An 18,633-nucleotide genomic window follows, 5' to 3' on the forward strand; every position below is an offset into this window, starting at 1 on the left:
ATGGAAGTGGTGATCCGGCCCGACGCCGAAGACGCCGGCCGCACTGTCGCTGGCATCATCCACCACGCGATTGCCGCAGGTACGAAGGTCCTCGGGCTTGCCACGGGCTCCTCTCCCCTGAGCGTCTACCGGGACCTGGTCCGCCGCCACCAGCAGGAGGCCCTCAGTTTCGTCGGCATCGACGCCTTCCTCCTCGACGAATATGTTGGGCTCCCACCCTCACATCCGCAGTCCTACGCCCAGGTGATCCGCCGCGAGTTGGTCGACCACGTCGACCTTGACCCAGCCCAGCTCCACGCTCCCCTCGGAACGACATCGGACCCACAGCAAGAGGCCCGCCGTTTCGAGCGCACCCTCACGGCCGCAGGACGGGTCGGCGTGCAGCTGCTCGGGATCGGCGCCAACGGTCATATCGGATTCAATGAACCGGGCTCCTCCCTCGCCTCATGCACCCGGGTCAAGACCCTCACCGACGACACCCGCCGCGACAACGCGTGCTTCTTCGGCGGAATCGACGAGGTGCCCCGGCACGTCATCACCCAAGGACTGGCCACGATCGCCGCGGCCGCCCACCTCGTGCTGATCGCCACCGGCCCGCACAAGGCCCGCGCGGTGGCCGCCGCCGTCGAAGGCCCCGTCAGCGCGATGTGCCCCGCCTCCACTCTCCAACTGCATCCCCACGCCACGGTCGTGGTGGACGAACTCGCTGCAGCCCGGCTGGAACAGCAGCCTTACTACCGTGAGGTCGCCCGCCACAAGCCCGCCGGTCAGGGGTACTGATGAGCCGCCCCGCCGATGTTGTCGCCGTCGACCTCGGCGGCACCACCATCAAGGCCGCGCGGTTCAACGCGCAAGGGGTGGCCGAGGAGACCCTGCGACTGGCCACCCCCTCCTCGGAAGGGCCTGAAGCGGTTGTTGCCGCCGTCGTGCGGGCCGCCGATGGTCTCGTCCGTCCCGGTACCGCAGCCGTCGGCCTGTGCGCCCCGGGGCTGATTGACGCCGACGCGGGTGTCGTCCGGTACGCCTCCAATCTCGGATTGCGTGAGACGCCTCTCGCCGCGGCCGTGGCACACCGGCTCCGCCTTCCCGTCACGCTCGAGCACGATGTCCGCGCAGCCGGCCTGGCCGAGCAGCGGCTCGGCCTCGGCGCTGGAGTACATGACTTGCTCGTCGTCGTGCTCGGCACCGGCGTGCCTGCGGGGATCGTCAGCAATGACCGGCTCGTGCGGGGCGCCCAGAGCTTTGCCGGCGAGTTCGGCCATATCCCCGTCCATGCCGATGGTGAGCTCTGCGCCTGCGGCCAGCACGGGTGTCTGGAAGCCTACAGTCAGCCAGTGCCCTGGTCCGCCGCTACCGCCGCAGCGGAGGCATCGCCGCCAGCGCAGCCAACATCACCGCACGGCTGGCCACGGACCCCGATGCCGCGCGGCTGTGGACCGAGGGAACCGACGCTCTCGGCAGAGCCCTCGTCACCACGACCGTCCTACTGGACCCCCAGCGCATCGTCCTCGCCGGCTGCATGACCGCGGCCGGAGAGACACTCACTGACCCCGTCCGCCGCACCCTGCAGCGGGGACTGGCCTGGCGCACTGCCCCGTCCCTCGGCATCTCGCCGCTGGGCGCGGATGCGGGACTCCTTGGAGCGGCCTTGCCGGCGACAGACACCTCAGGGCTCCCGCCCTCGTGCAATGGACGCACTGAAGCCACGGCGGGACAGCACACGCCGAGGTAATCATCCTCTGCCCGGCATCCACAGCGTCACGCCACCGGTACGTGGACGGCAGATGAAAGGAGCAGGTCACCGTGTGGCCTCGAAAACGAAGTCAGCGACCTCCCCGGCGGCTGCAACCCGAGCTCGACGACGGGCCCCTTGCCCGCGCCCTGACACATCTGCAAGCGCAGATCGCGGCCCAGGGCAACAACTTGGCCGAGTGCAACGACCGTGGTGCCCTCACCTATCCGATAGAGCAGGCACTGCGCGACCCGGGAGAGGACTGGGACCGGCGGATCCACCGCCTGCTTGTGTTCAGCGCCCTTCCCGACGCGCACGTCCTGGCAGGGCACTGGCGCACCTTGAGTCCCGCCAGCGCCGACGCGATGCTTCTTCATGCCTTTGCCGACATCGCCCAGGCCCGGGCAGGCGGCAGTGGCAGCGATCTGAGCACGACGGTCTACCTGTGCGGAGAGGCTGCTCGGTTGGCCCCGGCGGACCCGGCCCCATGGGTCGGGCTGCTGAGCTACTACCGACTGCAGCGGGCACCCTGGGCTCAAGTCCACCCCGTATGGGCGGCCGTGAAGGCGCGTGATCCGTGGAATCGTGAGGCTCACTGGCAGATGCTGCACTACATCTCCCCGGAGGAATGCGGATCCAACGCCCTGACCGTCCAGTTCATCGACTCGGTCGTGGCCTTCGAGCCCCTGGGGTCTCCCGTAGCAGCCCTGCGCCTCGCTGCCAGCCTCAACCGGTACCGAAGGGCTCTGGCAGAAGGAGGATTCACGGCGCTGACCGCACGCCGGCACTGGTACGAGCCCCACGAACGCGCCCTCGTCGACGAGGCGCTCGCAACCTGGACCCAACCTGGCTTCCTCACGCACGCAGCAGCACTCGCCGACCTGAACCTTCTGGCCTACGTACTGACGAAAGCCACACGCATGCAAGAAGCATGGCTGGCCTTTGAGGCAACCGCGGCCGTCGCCACCTCCTGGCCCTGGGAACTGGACGGCGACCCACTGAGCGAGGTTCGGGAGTGGCACTCTCGGGCACTTCGAGCCAGGAATCAGCGGGCGCCACGGTGACCCTACGTAGTCGCCAAACGCTGTGCGTTGCTGTCAGGCATGACGGCGATGACGCTGTGGCCCTCGCAGGACGCAGAATCAATCAGCTTCGGCACGCGCGGTGGGGATCAGGCGATGGTATCCGCGTAGATCATGCATTGAAACCACTGATATCGCAAAAAATGGCTGCATATTTTGTGATATCGCAATTGACAACCTCACCCTTCAAAAGCAAACTGGTCATATCTGGTAATTACCAGTTGCTCAGCTCGGCGGCCGCGGCGCCCACTCGTCGCATCCGCGGAAACCCGAGGTTGCGATGATCACTCAAGCACCACCCGGACACTGGACCACCACAACCGACCAGCTCTCCTGTGGAAGGCAGGGGGCCGCGGCAGTCGACGCGAACGACCGATACCTCGCCCTGGTGAGCGCCGACACCAAAGAGGTCAGCCGGATTCGGCGCCTCGCGAAGGAATTCCTAACCGACCTGAGAGTGTCGCCGACGGCACTGGACGATGCTCTGCTCATCATCTCCGAACTCGTCACCAATGCAGTACTCCACGCCCTGCCGCCGGCATCTCTGCGAGTACGCTGCATCCAGCAACATCGCCTGCGAATCGAAGTCACCGACGGCGGTCCGCGCCCCACCTCTCCGCCGAGAGCGGATCAGCACGAGGAACATGGCCGAGGCATGCTCATCGTTGCCGCCATGGCGGTTCGGTACGGCACAATCTCGCGCGTAAGCGGATCCACCTGTTGGGCGGAGCTGAACCCCTGACAGTCAGTGAGGTCTTTCAGTAAGGCCACCGGTCGGGTGACAGCAACCTTGCTCGCAACGCACAAGGCTCACACAGCGGCGAGTCATGCCGGTTGGCCCCGGCGGAGACAATGCCGAGGGGGACACCACGGGCCTCAGTGGCCACCGAACGCTTCAAGCCCCGCTTACCCCGGTCCACTGGGGAGCGCCCGGCGGCCTCCCCGCCGCACGGGGCCTTGGTGATGCAGCCGTCCACAGACAGTTCGGCGAGTTCCAGGCCGATCATGCCGTCGTACGCCTCCAGGGCCAGGGCGTGGAACTGCTCTGCTATGCCGAGCTGAGCCCAGTGCCTGACGCGGCGTCGGATGGTGCGGTCGGAGCTGCCGCGAGCAGCGATGCGCTCGCAACCAGAGCCGTGTACCAGCGCGGCAATCACGTGCTCGAAGACGGTCCGGTCCGGGATGCGCGGATTGTGGCAGCCGAGCGGTACGTGTCGACATGCTCGGGCAGCAGCGCCGTGAGACGAGGACGTAGGCCGGTCCGGATCGAGATGACCGACCGGGCCGAGGACGGCGCAGATGCCCAGTCAGCTGCAGCCCCTCCGACCGGGCACCACCAGCATCGCGACGAGCTGCTCGTCGGACACGGGCACAGGCTGCCCGGGCTGGGCACTCGCGACAGGCTCCACTGTCTCCAACTCCACGGCGATATCAGTCACTTGGCGTCTCTCCCGTGATCGTCGGATCCGCCGTTGGATTTACACTCCCTACCGTGAGTCCGCCGCGTGACGGAGGTAGTGGTTGTGACAGGCTATGACGTGCTTGCCGAGGTATACGAATGGCTCATCTCGGATGCCAAGTTGCCTCCAGCCGAGTTCGCTGCGTCGTTCGACGACGTCCTCACTCTCCTGCCGTCGAACGCTCACGTCCTCGACTGTTCGTGCGGAACCGGACAGTTGGCGGTTGGCCTCGCCGGTCGTGGCATGCAGGTTGTCGCAACTGACGCCAGCGAGGCGATGGTTCGCCGGACTGCAGAGTTGTCTGAGGAGTTCGGGGCATCCGTCCGGGCCGTACGGGCGAACTGGGAAGAGTTGCCCGACCATTTCCAGGACAACACGTTCGACATGGTGTTCTGCGTTGGCAACTCGCTTCACCATGCCGCGGGCGCGTCAGGCAGGGGTGCTGCTCTGGAGTCGATGTCACGGCTTCTGCGTCCCGGCGGGCGCTTGGTACTCACCTCCCGCACTTGGGAACGCGTGAGGGCCAGAGGTTCCCGGCTGGAGATCAGTGACCGACTCGTCCGCCGGAACGGTCGCGATGCCGTCGTGGTCTACCGCTGGGAGATTGCGCCGCATTGGGAGGAGGAGCACCACATCGAGATTGCGATCGCGCAAGTCGATGCGACCGGGTTGGTTGTTGTCCGCTCGGAACTGCTGTCCTGCTGGCCCTACCGGTACGAGGAACTCGAAGTCGCACTGCACCGGGTCGGACTCCAAACGGAACTGAGCACGTTCGATCTCGAGGCCGAGAACTACATGGTGGTCGCGAGCAAGGTATAAACACCGGACTCTCAGTCCCTGGCCGGAGGCCGCGGTTGCCCGCAGGACGCTTGCGCCCTGTCATCGGTGCGGGTTCAAGTGGTCAACGCAACGCCTCGGACGAGGAGTGCTCGTCGATCAGACGGCCCTAGATCCGGGGTGACGGTGTGGCGCTGTTTCCTGCTCGCGTCCCGATCAATGAGCAGGATCTCGTCGATCAGCAGCGTGAACGGATCCAGCTTCGACGGCCGCGCCGACGCGGTTGTCGTGCGTGGCTGCGGCCAAGCCGAGGTCAGGGCCTTGTTGACCGTGCTCCAGGTGACGCCGTACGTGCACTGCCACGCCCGGTTCGACATGCCATCGCGAAAGTCGCGCCGCAGCGCGGCGTACAACTCGACCTTCGACTGGCCAGGCGGCATCGGGGGTGCTCCTTTACTGAGCACGTCCAGCTTGACACCGCAACCCCGATGGTGACGTCGGAATTCGCGAACATCTTTCTGGGCCATCACCTGGTGCCGTCAGCTTTCACGAACAACTCACGTCACCAACCACCGACAAAACCAGCATCCCCGAACACCAGGGTACGGGCACGTGCAGACGGGGATCCTCAAGCGGCCGGTGCGCAGGGCGGTGACGGTGCTCGGCTGTCAGTGCGATCCGACACGGATCGAGCCCTCTTGCCGACGCGCTATTGAGGCGGCTCGGTGTCGTAGTCGTGCCGGGCCTGCTCGACCTTGTCCAGGTTGGCGGCAGCCCCCCGGGCAACCTGCACGACGTTCATCGGCCCTACGAAGCTCATCGCAACAACAGCGTTGGCACAGGTGATGGTGGCATCGCCAAGGGCTTCGCGAAGACTGCGAACGCTGGCCTCATCGCACGGCGTACGGCCGCGCTCTCGCTCAATGTCCAAGATCAGCTTTTTGACTTGCTCACCGGCCAGGTACATCGCCTGGTACGACGCTTGCCGCTGCTCGTGAAGCCAGTGGCCATGCGTGATCGTGCGCTGATCTTTGCTTGAAATGCGAGCAGTCACGTAGCCGGCAATCCCGCCAAGCAGCGAGCCTGCCACTCCAATAGCACCAGCCCAGACGGCTGCATCACCTTGGTCCATATCGTGAGGGTCATGCTGCAGCTGCGACTTGTCACTGTCGTGGCCGCGGAAAGGACCCCCCTGTCCCCCGCACCCACTCAGAGCCTCCAGGACTGATGCACGAGGTGCGGGCCGCTGACCTGCGGTGTCTCATGAAAGGGACACCAGTAGGACATCGGCCGTGAGGACGGAACGCGGTTACACCCCACTGGTGCACCGCCTGGCAGGGATGGGAGTGGGTGGTCATGGCACGCGCAACTGGACCGGTGTGATCACGTTCGGGCTGGTCAGCGCACCGGTCGGCCTGTTCACCGCGACCGAGGACCACACCGTCCACTTCCACCAGCTGCAGCGCGGCACCGCCGACCGGATCCGTAACCGCAGGGTCAACGAACGCACCGGCAAGGAAGTCGCCGCCGACGACATCGTCAAGGGATTCGAGGTCGGCGCGGACGAGTACGTGGTCGTCGAGCCCGATGAGCTGGACGAGATCGCGCCGGGCCGCTCGAAGACCATCGAGATCAGCGACTTCGTCGACCTGGAGCAGATCGAGCCGGTCTACTTCGACCGCACCTACTACGTCGCCCCGCGCGGCAAGGAGTACACCAAGGTCTACGAGCTGCTGCGGGCGGCGCTGGCGAAAGCCAACAAGGTCGGCATCGCCACCTTCGTGATGCGCGGCAAGCAGTACCTCACCGCGCTGCGCGCCGAGGATGAGGTCCTGGTGCCGCAGACCCTCCACTGGGCCGATGAGGTCCGCGACCCCGGCCAGGAGCTGCCGGAACTGCCCTCGGGCCGCGCCGGCAAGGGCAAGGAGCTGGACATGGCGATCCAGCTGGTCGACGCCCTCAGCGGGCCGTGGGACCCGGCCCGCTACCACGACACCTACCAGGAGAAGGTGCTGGAGCTGGTGAAGGCGAAGGCCGAAGGCGAGGAGATCGCGGCGGCAGAAGAGCCGCCGACGGCCACCAACGTCATCGACCTGATGAAGGTCCTGCAGGGCAGCATCGACCAGGCCCGCGGTGGCCGTGAGGCGGCCGGTGAGCCGTGGCAGAAGAAGCCGGCCCCGGCGGGCAAGGCGGCCCGCAAGCCTGCCGCGAAGGCGGCGAAGAAGACCGCCCCTCGGAAGGCGCCGCCGAAGACGGGCCGCGCCTTGGCCGCAGCCCGCAGCCAGCGCGGCACGGGCAAGGCCGAGCTGCGGCAGCTCAGCAAAGCGGAGCTGTACCAGCGGGCGACCGAACACGACATCGCCGGCCGGTCCAAGATGAGCCGGGAGGAGCTCATCGACGCACTCGCCCGCGCCGGGCGCCGCAGCAGGAAGAGCGCCGCCTGAGGCCGCACCCCGAGTCTGTGCTCATGCCGTGGACCCTGCCGGAGCCGATGCTCACGGCCGCCGTCGACAGCCCGGACCTTCCGCCGGGGCACGCCGCGGAGCCCAAATGGGACGGGTTTCGGGCCCTGTTCTCCGTCGACGCGGGACGGGTGGTGTTGCGCTCGAGGCGCGGCACCGAGCTGGCGCCGGCGTTCCCGGAGGTTGGGGCGGCGGCCACACAGCTGCCGGACGCAACCGCGCTGGATGGCGAGCTGGTCGTGTGGGAGGAAGGTCGGCTTGCCTTCGAGCGGTTGCAGAACCGGCTGCAGCGGCGTGGCGCTGAGGCGGCCAGGCTTGCCGCAGAGTGGCCGGTCCACTTCGTCGCCTTCGACCTGCTCAGGCTGACCGGCACGGACACCTCTGCCTGGCCGTATCGGCGACGGCGAGCCGCACTGGAGGAGCTGTTCACCAAGCGCCGGCTGACGGCACCGTGGGCGCTGTGCCCGTCAACCACCGACCCGGACACGATCACCGAGTGGCTGACCTGGACGACAGTCGGCCTGGAAGGACTGATCTTCAAGCCGCTGGACAGCCCATACCAGCCGTCGGTGAGGGGCTGGCTGAAATACAAGGTGCGCGAGACAACCGAAGCGATCACCGGTGCGGTCACCGGCACTCTGGCCACTCCCCGCAGTCTGCTGCTCGGCACGTACGACGACGACGGGCACCTTCAATACACCGGCAGCACCACCACCCTCACCCAGGCGACCAGCATCACCGTCGCCGAACTCCTCGCTCCGGCCCGGCCCGGCCACCAATGGACGGGCTGGTCATTCTCTGCCGGATGGGGCAGCAGGGAAACGTTGAACGTCACACTGGTGGAACCTGAGCTGGTGGTGGAAGTCGGTGTCGACGTCGCCCGCGACGCCTCCGGCCGGTGGCGCCACCCGGCGCGCCTGCACCGCGCCCGGCCCGACCTCTCCCCCGCTGACACCCCTCGCCTACCGTCGCCGCCATCAGCGTGAGCGACGCGAGTTCGACGACCCTTCCATGGACCACCCCCGCAGGCGCGGGGAGCAGGCCTCGCCGATCGCCGTAGCACCGGCTGCTTCGGGACCATCCCCGCGGGCGCTGCCGGCCGGGGGACTTTGCCCCATGCTAGGTGTGCTGGTGGGTGGATGGGGCAGGTGTTCGGCATGCGACCTCCTCGGCGTCAGGTTCGGCATGGCCACGCCGAACCCGCAGACAGGTTCGATGCGTGCGAGAGCGGCCAGGCAGCGGTGCGTGCGGGAGAGGACGGCCTGGCGCCGGAGGACGCTGTGGAGCTGCTGCAGGAAAAGGAGCAGCTCGCGCACGCGATGGAGAGCCGGCCGGTCATCGACATGGCCCGCGGGGTCCTGATCGCGAGCTTCGCCTGTCAGCCGGAGGACGCCTGGGAAATCCTGGTGACTGTTTCCCAGCATGCCAACGTCAAGCTGCGGGAGGTAGCCGACGCGGTCACGGCGGCCGCAACCGGCAAGCCGATGCCGACCGAGCTCCAGGATCATCTGGCTGCGGCCGTACAGACATGGCAGGCCGGACATGAGCACGGATCCTCGGGGTAGCCGCAACCGTGCCTGCCGAGGAAGGGCCGTGACACCTGGGGAGGTCGACGCGGCCCTTCTCTCCCTTCTGCTCGGGCCGGACTCCGACGTGACGACCCGAATCGGATGTCGGCCTCAGCACCTGGTCCACATTCGACTCGAGAGGCTACGGCGGATGATGCACCAGGACGTCACGCTTCCCGTTCGCCTCCGGCTCACCGAGCAGGGGACCGCCACCCGGGACGGCGCCACTGGCCTTTCCTCGTGGTCAAACCGGTGCGCGCGGCAGGTGCAGTTCGACCACTGACTACGTGGACAGAACTGACTTCCTGCCGACACCAAGAACTCAGTGGACGTTAAGTCCGTTTCTGGTAACGGCCTCGTCCGGGCTGGGTGAGGAAGCCTTGACGGAGGAGGCGTCCGAGGCGAGCGCGGGTAACGTTGACCGATGCCTCGTCGGTGGGCATTCCGAGGAGTTCGTGCAGCTCACGGGCTCGGAACTCCTGGTCGGGGTGCTGGTGGAAGGCGTGCACGATGGCCTGGTAGACGCTGTTCGTCTCGGGTGCTTCGGAGTCTTCTTGGGTCGGTGCGAGTTCGTCGATGACTTTCCGGGTAGTCGCCAGGTCCGTGAGTCGTGCTTCGATCTCGGCCAAGGCGGCGGTCAAGTGCTCGATCTGGTCGCGTAGTTCACCGGCCCGGGCTGTGGCCTTCTCGTGCTGCCTCTGGAGGTCTGCCAGGAGCTCGAGGGTGTCGCGCCAGTCCGGACTCGGGGTGGTGAGGCGGCGGGTCATGTTCGCGATGGAGGCCCAGTAGACGCGTGAGGCAGAGGTGTCGGATCGGTGGTCGTACTCACGGGCCAGACGCCGGTGCAACATCAACGTGCCGTTGACCTGCTCCACAATCCACCTTTTCGGTTGGGGGACGAAGCCTTTGCCCTGGTCATCGGGGTTGCGGCGGACGACCTCGACGTCGATGTCCAACAACGCGCCATGGATCAGGACTTCGTCCTTGAAGCCGGATCCACCAGGGCCTTCTCCAGCCGCATCCCGCACCGCTCGGCGACCTGGTCGAGCAGGGCGGTGCCGGCGGTGTTGTCGTGGGCCGAGGCGGCCAGCACCACGACGCCGATGACCAACCCCAGCACGTCCACGGCCAGTCCCCGCTTGCGGCCCGACACCTTCTTGTTGGCGTCCAGCCCCGTCGTGGTCTTCAGGACACCCGCGGCCGCGCGCACGGACTGGGTGTCGAGGATCACGAGGGACGGGTCCTCTAATCGGCGGGCCTTCTCCCGAACCTGACTGCGCAGGAGTTCCTGGATTCGCTGCTCAAGGCCGTCCTGGCGCCAGAGCGTGAAGTAGTAGAACACCGCCGACCAGGCCGGTAGATCGTGGGGCAGGTAGCGCCACTGACAGCCCGTCCGGTTCTGGTAGAAGATCGCGTTCACGACCTCCCGCAGATCACAGGCCCCGGGGTCGCCGGTTGCCGACCGGGCCACCCGGTCCTGCTTCCAGGCCGTGATCATCGGCTCGATCAACATCCACTGCTCGTCCGATAAGTCGCTGGGGTATGGCTCTCGCTCCATGTCCCGCATCACAGCATGGACATGCCCAGTAAGGGTCGACCTGGCGATCAGTACCACGATCGAACGATCACGAACCGGGGAAGATCGGACTTAACGTCCACTAAGACCGACCGTCACCGACTTGAGACTGTGGTGAACTCGCAAAAGATTGACTGGAGTTGTGAAAGATGACAAGAATTCGAGTTGCTCGCTGCATCTGAAGTGAGCCAAGTGATGCGAGTGGCACCACCACAGACTTCTTGGCCTGTTCGTGTGTCGGCCGCTCGCACTCAGCCACCTCCCACACTCTCAATTCCCCAGAGGCACATCTTGACGCGCTCCCCACGCTCCAGAACGTCGGCCGCCCTCGCCGCAACCGCTTTCCTCGCCTGTGCCGCACCCCTGCTCGGGGCCACTTCTGCGAGCGCCACGACAGCAGGCGGGTGCCAGTCCGCCACCGTGCAGTACCGCATCGTCGACGCCGACGGAAAGCCGGTCGGCGCCGACTGGACCTCGCAGGGCGGCTTCCACCAGTGGGACAGCGCCCCCGGCACCGTCGAGGTCCGCCTGGCCCCGGGACAGACGGTCGGCGACGGCTGCAAGTACCCGGTCTCGCTGGCCGAGTACACCACCGAAGGCTCCAACTGGTACACCTCCGGCCACCAGACGCTCGTCGACCACGCCACGGTCTACCTCACCGCCGCCGACCTCGCCGACGACGGCAACCGGACCTGGCAGAAGCTGTCGGTGAAGGCGCCCGACTGCTACGGGCAGGTCGACCTGTACGGCGACGACATCATCTACGACGGCAAGTCGGAAGACGGTCACGGCCCCGCCCCGTACCAGCCCGGCAACATCGTCACCCCGTACCACCTCATCGCCGCCTGGAACGGCGGCGACAAGCCCTGCACCCCCGACGAGCCCGACTCCCCCACCCCCAAGCCCTCGGAGTCGACGCCGGCCACCCCGAGCACGCCGCCGGCCAGCCAGCCGCCCGCTCAGGAGACGACGCCGCCCACCACCCCCACGCCCTCCACCTCCACCACCCCGCCGACCACCCCGGACGTCCCCCCGCTGGAGTCGACTCCGCCCACTACACCGACTCCCTCACCCAGCGACAGCACCCCGCCGCTGGCCGAGACCGGCTCCAGCGCACCGGTCAGCCTGATAGCCGGCGGCGCCGCCGTGGTGATCGCCCTCGGCTTCGGCGCGATCCACGTGGCCCGTCGCGCCCGCCGCTCGTGAGGACGACCGCAAGGAAGGGCATCACACCGTAGGACATGCGACAGCTCCGTCGAAACCCACACCTCCAGCCGACTCGCAGAAGGCTGGGCGGCGGAGCTGCCGCAACAGAATGAAGCGACGATCGCATCGAGCTGTTCGCGGTGTGCTTTCGCACGGGCACCCGGGCCCGCGACGACGTCCACGCCGACCTGATGCGCGCCCGCCACCGCGTGGCCAAACTGCTGCTGCGCCGCGGCATCATCTACACCGACGGCAGGGCCTGGACCGCCGCGCATCACCAGTGGCTGACCGGCCACCGCTTCGACGAGTTCGGCCTGCGGGTCGCCTACGACGAGGCCCTGGAGACGGTACTGGGCCTCGAAGCACACCGGGCCGCCTGGATGCGGTCATCACCGAACTCGCCGCCCACCCTGGCTGGGCCCCGGTGGTCCGCCGGCTGGCCTGCATGCGCGGGGTGAGCACCTTCACCGCGTTCGGCCTCGCCGTCGAGATCGGTGACTGGCACCGCTTCACCGGCTCGGCGATCGGCTCCTACCTGGGGCTTGTCCCAGCGAGGACTCTTCCGGCAGCCAGCGCCGCCAGGGAGGCATCACCAAGACCGGCAACACCCATGCCCGACGGCTCCTGGTGGAGGCCGCCTGGCACCACCGCCGTCCCTATCGCCGCCCCGGCGCCGGTCTCCAGGCCCGCCTCGACCACGTCGCCGCCCCAGTCCGGCAACGCGCCGAACGGGGCAACCGGCGCCTGCACCAGCGCTGGGTGAACCTGGACGCTCGCCGTAAACGCTCCACCATCAGCGTCGTGGCCGTCGCCGGGGAACTGTCCGGCTGGTGCTGGAGCCTGGCAGTCATGGAGGACTGACACCCATCAACTCCTCCACGAAGACCGCTGGCGGGGGCAATCAGCCCGGGAACCGTGCAGCGCGAGGGACGATCCGCGGAATTCCTATGAGCAGCCCGCTCTTTGCGGGCCACGCCCGGCATTAGATGAGCGGTCCGTTCCCGACGCACAACCGGTCATGCGGTACTCAACCCGCGCATATCAGGCTGACCGCGCGTCGACGCCTCGACACGCACACCCCGGTCCGCCCCCGCCAGCCCCACACCCCTCTCAGCGGGGAGGGGCCGCACACCCATGCCCCTTGACAAGAACCCGCTACATATCAGGAATCGCCGGGACGGCCTCCAGTCCCAGCGCGACGGCCAGTTGCCGGCAGCGCATGCCCTCCCGGCCCGCTTCAGATTCCAGCACCGAAAAGATCTGCTGGTAGTCCGGCGCGAGGCTTGTCGTCGCCATGCCCGTCTCCCGCCGGGGCACCGTCGAACCCGCCACCGCGCTTCCCGTCGGCTCCGTGACTACCAAAGGCGGGCTGGCCAGGATTGACCCTTTGTGGCGGCTGTTGGTGGGGAATTTCGGAGTCTGGGCAGGTGGAGTGCCCGGCTAACGCGTCGGGTGTGCGCCGGGTTCCACGGCTCCGGTCGGGGTGGTGCTACTCGCAGGGATGAGAAGGTGCTCGTCAGCCGGGGTTCGGGAGGGCGTGGAGCCGGTCCAGGGCATGGGTGATCACGTCAGTCCAGGGCCAGTGCCCGGCGAGGCGGAGGATGCGGCGGCGGCCGGTGGTGACGAGCTGGGCGGCGGTGGAGAACAGCCGAAGCCGCAGGCGGCGGGGCTCCCAGAGCCGGGCGGCACCGGTCAGGGCGAGCAGGGGCATCCAGGCGAGCAGGTCGAGGGCGATCTGCACGATCTCCAGCCAGATCTGGTTCTGCGCGGTGTCGTGGAGGGGGAGGTTGCGCAGGCCGGTGGCGCGGGCGGCGCGTATGCGGTCCTCGGCCCGGGCCCGCTGGCGGTGGCGCAGTTCGAGGGCGGCGATCGCCTCGCCGACGGTGTTGGTGGCGAAGCAGGTCAACCGCATGCCGTCGGCGTCAGTGAAACGCAACTGGGCACCGGGGTGCGGCCGTTCCTTGCGCACGATCAGCCGCAGCCCCTTCGGCCAGCCCGTCAGGCAGTCGCCGGCGAGTTCGGCGACCCAGGCGCCGTCGCGGATCTCACCGTCGGGTTCCACGGCCGACGTCCAGACCGAGGCCGGGACCTTCAGGACGGCCTGGTGGACGGCGTCGGTGATGGTCATCCCGACCGAGTACGACAGCCACCGTCCGCGCTTCGCGAGCCAGGCGATGAACTCGTGGGTGCCGCCGCCGGAGTCGGTACGGATCAGCGTCTGACGCCCCCGCCGGAGCCGTTTCGGCAGCTGGGCCAGGGCCAGTTTTGCGGCCTCGATGTGGTCGGCGGCGGTGTTGGAGCCCGCGTTGCCGGGGTGCGTAACACTGACGCCCTCCGCTCCTGTGGCGACGGATAGCACCGGGCGGCACCAAGACCGGGATCCAGGTGGACGTGGAGGACGGCGCGCACGGACCGGCCGCGCTCGCCCCCTACTCCAGCAACGTGGGCCAGCTCTCCGAACCCGAGGAGCAGGCCGCCGCAATCGTCTTCCTGGCATCGGACGCGGCCAGCAACATCGCGATCCTGCCGGTGGACAACGACTGGGGCGGCCGTCCGACGGCACTGGTTCCTCCGGGGCCGGGCAGACGGCCACCCGCCGCCCGGCCAACCGGGCCTCCGGCCGCCATCCTTCCGCCTGCACCGCCGCACGGTCCTCGCTGGGCTCGGACCCGGGGTCGATCCAGGTGACACCGGAAGGCGCAGAAGAACGACGCCGCGAAGCACACCATCACGATGCCACGGAGTAGCTGAGATCCATCGCGCCTGTCGGACGCACCCGGCGCACTCGGACCGTCGGCCGTTCTTCGCCTGGTGCGGCGCTGAAGTCGGGCGTGGCTCAGGACCCAGCGGAGACGTGACGGGTTCGTTGCCGCCGACTTGCTTTACAGCCTCGCAAAGTTGGATTAACTTCCAACGTTGGAAGCAGTTCCAAGTCTCCGCGAGCCCAACGATGCGAGCCGTGTTACGGAGGTCCGATGACCGACCGATCGAATGTGACGTTTCCTTCAGGGCCGGACGAGTGTCACGCCTGGCTATACCTGCCCGAGGGCGGGAGTCGGCGTCCCGTGGTGGTCATGGCACACGGCCTCGGTGGGGTCCGCGAGATGCGGCTGGACGCCTACGCCGAGCGTTTCACCGCCGCCGGCTACGCGTGCCTGGTGTTCGACTACCGGCACTTCGGGGCCAGCGGCGGTCAGCCGCGACAGCTCCTGAGCATCAGACGACAGCTCCAGGACTGGCGGGCCGCCGTGGCGTACGCGCGCTCCCGGCCGGAGACCGATCCCCGGCGCGTGGTCCTGTGGGGCACCTCTTTCGGCGGCGGCCATGTCCTGGCGACAGCCGCGCAGGACCCGGATGTCGCCGCCGTCATCGCCCAGGGCCTGTTCACCGACGGTGTCGCCTCTGCCCTGGCGATGCGCCCGGACACCTCGGTGAAGGTGATGGCCCGCGCGGTCCGTGACGTGGTCGGCGCCCGCCTTGGGCGCCCTCCCGTCATGGTCGCGACGGCGGGGCCGCCCGGATCCGCCGCGCTGATGACCGCTGCGGACGCCGAGCCCGGCTACCTGGCCCTCGTGCCCAACGACGCGCCCTTCTCTAACCAGGTTGCGGCACGGTTCGCCCTGGACATCCTCCGCTACCGGCCGGGCCGCCGGACCGCGAAGATCGCATGCCCGGTGCTGTTCTGCGTATGCGAGCACGACAGCGTGGCCCCCGCGCGGCCCACCCTGCGCCATGCCCGCAGGGCCTCGCGCGGCGAGATCCGCCTCTACCCCGACGGCCACTTCGACATCTACCTCGGCGAGCCCTTCGAACGCGTCCTCCACGACCAGCTCGCCTTCCTGGCGCGGCACGTCCCCATCGGCTCCGCACCCGGTGAAGCCCCGGGACCCACGACACCCTGAAAGAGGTACGAGATGCTCACCTACCCGATTGCGGGGAAGACCGTCTTCATCACCGGCGCAGCCGGAGGCATCGGCGCGGCCACCGCCCGCACGCTGCACTCGCGCAGAGCCAACGTGGTCCTCGCCGACCGGGGCATTGACGCCACATCGGCCCTCGCCCGCGACCTCGGCGGCGACAGGACACTGGCGCTGTCGGTGGATGTCACCGACAGCGCCGCACTGGCCGACGCGGTGGAACGTACCGTCGACCGGTTCGGCGGCCTGGATGTCGTCTTCGCCAACGCGGGGATCGCGGCCGATCCGCCGGCGACGATCGCTGCCATCGACCCGGCCATGTTCGAGCGCGTCGTCGAAGTGGACCTGCTGGGCGTCTGGCGCACCGTTCGCTCCGCACTTCCGCACGTTATCGCGGCGCGCGGGCACGTCCTGGTCACCGCTTCGGTGTACGCCTACTTCAACGGCATGACCAACGCCCCCTACGCCATGTCGAAGGCCGGCGTCGAGCAGTTCGGCCGCGCCCTGCGCGCCGAACTCGGCATCCACGGCGCCAGCGCCGGGGTGCTCTACCCCGGCTGGGTCCACACGCCCATCGCTGGAGCAGCCTTCGGAAGCAACGACATCACCACCCGCATGCGCGAGATCGCCTTCCCGTCCCTGCTCGGCAAGGCCATCGCCCCCACGCGCGTCGCGGACGCCGTCGTCCGCGGCATCGAGAACCGCTCGGCCCGTGTCATGGTCCCCCGCAGGTGGGTACCGTTTTCGGCCCTGCGCGGCGTCCTTAACCCCGTCACCGATCTCATCGCCGAACGCCACCCCGAACTGCGCCGACTCCTGCGCCGACTCGAGGAATCCGCCGGCCCCACAGGCAAGTCCCCGCAGACCCACACACCGAGGTAGGCCGTCATGACCCGTTACGACCTGACCGGGCGCACCGTCGCCCTCACCGGCTCCACCGGCGGCCTCGGCATCGCCCTGGCCAACGTCCTGCGCGACCGGGGTGCCAACCTCGCACTGCTCGACCTCGACGCCGAGGCGGCCCAGGCCCAGGCGGAGAAACTGGGTGGCGACACAGTCGCCCGGGGCTGGGGCGTGGACGTCCGCGACCTCGCCGGACTGCAGACGGCCATACACGAGGCCGCCGCGCACTTCGGGCGCCTTGATGTCGCCGTCGCCGGCGCGGGCATCGACACCATGGCCCCCCTGGCGACCATTGACCCTGCCGCCTACGAGCGCGTGATCGACATCAACCTCAACGGCGTCTGGCGCACCTTCCGCGCGGCTCTGCCCCACGTCGAGGCCCAACGCGGCTATCTCCTCGCGATCTCCTCCATGGCCGCCTTCGTGCACTCGCCGCTCCAGATCTCCTACACCGCGAGCAAGGCCGGCGTGTGGGCGATGTGCGACAGCCTTCGCCTGGAGGTTCGCCACCTGGGTGTCGGTGTCGGCAGCGCCCACCCCACCTTCTTCCGCACTCCGATGATGGACGACGTGACCGCGGACCCGGCCGGGCACGCCCTCTGGGGCGGCAACTCCAAGGGGTTGTGGAAGATGGTGCCGCTGGAGAAGGTCATCGCCGGTATCGTCCGCGGCATCGAGCGCCGTGCGGACCGCGTCGTCGTTCCCAGGTCCCTCACCCTGACCGCAAACGCTCCCGGTCTGTTCCGGCCGATACTCGAACGTGTCGGTTTCCGCCCTCAGACGGTCCAGCGCGCCCTCGGCCTCGCCTCGGCGTCGGGCTGGCACGACCCGGCGGTGCATGAGCGCCACCAGGCCGGTTCCCGCTGAATTCCAGGCTGAAAGAAGCGGCCCAGGGGGTCCGGCCGTTCGAGCACCTCGTAAAGTAGCGGAGACCATGACAATCAAGGTCACACGCACGACACGTCGGGCCGCCGCAACCCGTGCGGCCATCGTCGACGCCGCCGAGGAACTGCTGGCCTCCGGAGGCCCCGACGCGGTCACCTTGGAAGGCATCGCCGAACGCGCGGATGTCGCCGTGCAGACGGTGTACAACCGCGTGGGCGGCCGCGCGGCGGTTCTCATCGCGGTTGCCGAGCGGGCACTCGAGGACAACCGGACCTACATGGACGACGCCTACGCTGCCCCGGGCACCCCAGTGGAACGCATCAGGGCCGCCTCGGCCGCGTACGTCCGCTTCGCCGCCGAGCGTCCACACCAGTTCCGCCTGCTGGCCGAGCCACCGGACGAACCCGCAGCCCTGGAACGGGTCGCCGCGCTCGTCGACGAGCAGAACGCCAAACTCGCCGCCGCGCTGGCCGACGGGGTGGCCGACGGCTCGCTCGCCGCCGACCTCGATCCCGTCACCACCGCCACCGCGTTGTGGGCCGCCATGAACGGCGTTCTCGGCCTCTCCTGGCGCGCGGACCGACTCCGCGCTGACGCCTCCCATTTGACGGAACTCGTCGCAGCTGTGGAAAGGGTGGTTCTCCGCGGGCTACTCGCCCGCTGAACTCCGCGCGGGGCTGTGCCGCAACACGAAGGGGAAAGGGATCAAGTGCCGGGTGCGGTCCGCGCGTGGGTGCCGGCCGAACGGATGTGGCACACGTCAGTTGTTCGCGTTCATGCGCCGGTGGCGCGGCGCATGAACGCGTCGAGGGTGCGGTTGGGCAGCGTGTCGTGCAGGAAGATCATGGGCTTGGCGCCGAAGCCGACGGCGTAACGCGTCTTGTGCCGGCGTGCCCGGACGGACTTGACGATGGTCTTGGCGATCAAGTCCGGCGACGACATGCGTCGTTCGTTGCCCTCCGAACTGAGCGAGTCGGCCACAGCGTGCCCATCCGCTCCACCAGACGCAGCCGCGATCCGATCGTCTCCTTCTGCAGGACCCGAGCAGCCTGCTGCCTCGCCCAC

At 68.3% G+C, this 18,633-nt stretch carries 18 protein-coding genes and 5 pseudogenes; 16 read left to right on the forward strand and 7 right to left on the reverse strand.

Going from position 1 to position 18,633, the window contains the following annotated elements:
* The 4 genes and pseudogenes from nagB (at window position 1) to ABZO29_RS00215 (ending at window position 3,556) form a co-directional block, all read left to right on the forward strand.
* Window positions 1–780 (forward strand): glucosamine-6-phosphate deaminase, encoded by a 780-nt coding sequence (gene nagB, locus ABZO29_RS00200; protein ID WP_367318105.1) that lies wholly within the window; start codon window positions 1–3, stop codon window positions 778–780.
* Window positions 780–1,732 (forward strand): annotated as a pseudogene (locus ABZO29_RS00205) (ROK family protein). Before nagB ends, ABZO29_RS00205 begins: the two are co-directional and overlap by 1 nt.
* Before the next feature lie 191 nt (window positions 1,733–1,923).
* A complete protein-coding gene (locus tag ABZO29_RS00210) occupies window positions 1,924–2,796 on the forward strand; it encodes a hypothetical protein (RefSeq protein WP_367318106.1) in 873 nt (290 codons plus the stop codon).
* Window positions 2,797–3,202: 406 nt separating this feature from the next.
* Entirely contained in the window at window positions 3,203–3,556 is a 354-nt protein-coding gene (locus tag ABZO29_RS00215) for an ATP-binding protein (protein ID WP_367318107.1), read from the forward strand.
* Window positions 3,557–3,629: 73 nt separating this feature from the next.
* Here the strand turns inward: ABZO29_RS00215 and ABZO29_RS00220 are convergent.
* A pseudogene (locus ABZO29_RS00220) lies at window positions 3,630–4,081 on the reverse strand (IS5/IS1182 family transposase); the annotation flags it as partial.
* Window positions 4,082–4,337: 256 nt separating this feature from the next.
* On the opposite strand from ABZO29_RS00220, the gene ABZO29_RS00225 reads away from it, so the two are divergent.
* A complete protein-coding gene (locus ABZO29_RS00225) occupies window positions 4,338–5,093 on the forward strand; it encodes a class I SAM-dependent methyltransferase (RefSeq protein ID WP_367326009.1) in 756 nt (251 codons plus the stop codon).
* Window positions 5,094–5,167: 74 nt separating this feature from the next.
* On the opposite strand, the gene ABZO29_RS00230 is transcribed toward ABZO29_RS00225, so the two are convergent.
* Together ABZO29_RS00230 and ABZO29_RS00235 are read right to left on the reverse strand one after the other, a co-directional pair.
* Window positions 5,168–5,491 carry a hypothetical protein gene (locus ABZO29_RS00230; protein ID WP_367318108.1) on the reverse strand — a complete coding sequence of 108 codons (324 nt, stop codon included), beginning with the start codon at window positions 5,489–5,491 and terminating at the stop codon, window positions 5,168–5,170.
* 269 nt (window positions 5,492–5,760) lie between these two features.
* A complete protein-coding gene (locus tag ABZO29_RS00235; protein WP_367318109.1) occupies window positions 5,761–6,183 on the reverse strand; it encodes a hypothetical protein in 423 nt (140 codons plus the stop codon).
* 208 nt (window positions 6,184–6,391) lie between these two features.
* Here ABZO29_RS00235 and ABZO29_RS00240 point away from each other — a divergent pair, with 208 nt between their 5' ends.
* The 3 genes from ABZO29_RS00240 (at window position 6,392) to ABZO29_RS00250 (ending at window position 9,078) form a co-directional block, all read left to right on the forward strand.
* A complete protein-coding gene (locus ABZO29_RS00240; protein WP_367326010.1) occupies window positions 6,392–7,495 on the forward strand; it encodes a Ku protein in 1,104 nt (367 codons plus the stop codon).
* 23 nt (window positions 7,496–7,518) lie between these two features.
* A complete protein-coding gene (locus tag ABZO29_RS00245) occupies window positions 7,519–8,499 on the forward strand; it encodes an ATP-dependent DNA ligase (protein ID WP_367318110.1) in 981 nt (326 codons plus the stop codon).
* A 294-nt stretch (window positions 8,500–8,793) separates the two neighbouring features.
* A complete protein-coding gene (locus tag ABZO29_RS00250) occupies window positions 8,794–9,078 on the forward strand; it encodes an ANTAR domain-containing protein (RefSeq protein WP_367318111.1) in 285 nt (94 codons plus the stop codon).
* 710 nt (window positions 9,079–9,788) lie between these two features.
* Here the strand turns inward: ABZO29_RS00250 and ABZO29_RS00255 are convergent.
* Window positions 9,789–10,639 (reverse strand): annotated as a pseudogene (locus ABZO29_RS00255) (IS5 family transposase); the annotation flags it as partial.
* 438 nt (window positions 10,640–11,077) lie between these two features.
* Here ABZO29_RS00255 and ABZO29_RS00260 point away from each other — a divergent pair.
* The 3 genes from ABZO29_RS00260 (at window position 11,078) to ABZO29_RS00270 (ending at window position 12,724) form a co-directional block, all read left to right on the forward strand.
* Complete coding sequence (locus tag ABZO29_RS00260; RefSeq protein ID WP_367318112.1) at window positions 11,078–11,863, forward strand: LAETG motif-containing sortase-dependent surface protein; 786 nt, start codon at window positions 11,078–11,080, stop codon at window positions 11,861–11,863.
* Window positions 11,864–12,003: 140 nt separating this feature from the next.
* Entirely contained in the window at window positions 12,004–12,321 is a 318-nt protein-coding gene (locus ABZO29_RS00265; RefSeq protein WP_367318113.1) for a hypothetical protein, read from the forward strand.
* 169 nt (window positions 12,322–12,490) lie between these two features.
* Window positions 12,491–12,724, forward strand: a complete 234-nt coding sequence (locus ABZO29_RS00270) for a hypothetical protein (protein ID WP_367318114.1) — start codon at window positions 12,491–12,493, stop codon at window positions 12,722–12,724.
* Window positions 12,725–13,018: 294 nt separating this feature from the next.
* On the opposite strand, the gene ABZO29_RS00275 is transcribed toward ABZO29_RS00270, so the two are convergent.
* Entirely contained in the window at window positions 13,019–13,159 is a 141-nt protein-coding gene (locus ABZO29_RS00275) for a hypothetical protein (protein ID WP_367318115.1), read from the reverse strand.
* A gap of 220 nt (window positions 13,160–13,379) precedes the next feature.
* Window positions 13,380–14,177 (reverse strand): annotated as a pseudogene (locus tag ABZO29_RS00280) (IS1380 family transposase); the annotation flags it as partial.
* 38 nt (window positions 14,178–14,215) lie between these two features.
* Between ABZO29_RS00280 and ABZO29_RS00285 the strand changes: the two are divergent.
* From ABZO29_RS00285 to ABZO29_RS00305, 5 genes and pseudogenes are all read left to right on the forward strand, one after another.
* A pseudogene (locus ABZO29_RS00285) lies at window positions 14,216–14,551 on the forward strand (hypothetical protein); the annotation flags it as partial.
* A 287-nt stretch (window positions 14,552–14,838) separates the two neighbouring features.
* Window positions 14,839–15,765 (forward strand): alpha/beta hydrolase, encoded by a 927-nt coding sequence (locus ABZO29_RS00290; protein WP_367318116.1) that lies wholly within the window; start codon window positions 14,839–14,841, stop codon window positions 15,763–15,765.
* Between the two features lie 12 nt (window positions 15,766–15,777).
* The gene (locus tag ABZO29_RS00295) at window positions 15,778–16,662 is read left to right on the forward strand and encodes a short-chain dehydrogenase/reductase (RefSeq protein WP_367318117.1); all 885 of its coding nucleotides are present in this window, start codon (window positions 15,778–15,780) and stop codon (window positions 16,660–16,662) included.
* Between the two features lie 6 nt (window positions 16,663–16,668).
* Window positions 16,669–17,550 carry an SDR family NAD(P)-dependent oxidoreductase gene (locus ABZO29_RS00300; RefSeq protein WP_367318118.1) on the forward strand — a complete coding sequence of 294 codons (882 nt, stop codon included), beginning with the start codon at window positions 16,669–16,671 and terminating at the stop codon, window positions 17,548–17,550.
* A gap of 67 nt (window positions 17,551–17,617) precedes the next feature.
* Entirely contained in the window at window positions 17,618–18,232 is a 615-nt protein-coding gene (locus tag ABZO29_RS00305) for a TetR/AcrR family transcriptional regulator (protein ID WP_107461484.1), read from the forward strand.
* 110 nt (window positions 18,233–18,342) lie between these two features.
* On the opposite strand, the gene ABZO29_RS00310 is transcribed toward ABZO29_RS00305, so the two are convergent.
* Window positions 18,343–18,510, reverse strand: a complete 168-nt coding sequence (locus ABZO29_RS00310) for a hypothetical protein (RefSeq protein WP_367318119.1) — start codon at window positions 18,508–18,510, stop codon at window positions 18,343–18,345.
* Between the last annotated feature and the right edge of the window lie 123 nt (window positions 18,511–18,633).

Source organism: Streptomyces sp. HUAS ZL42 (assembly GCF_040782645.1).
In the GTDB taxonomy this organism is placed as follows: domain Bacteria; phylum Actinomycetota; class Actinomycetes; order Streptomycetales; family Streptomycetaceae; genus Streptomyces.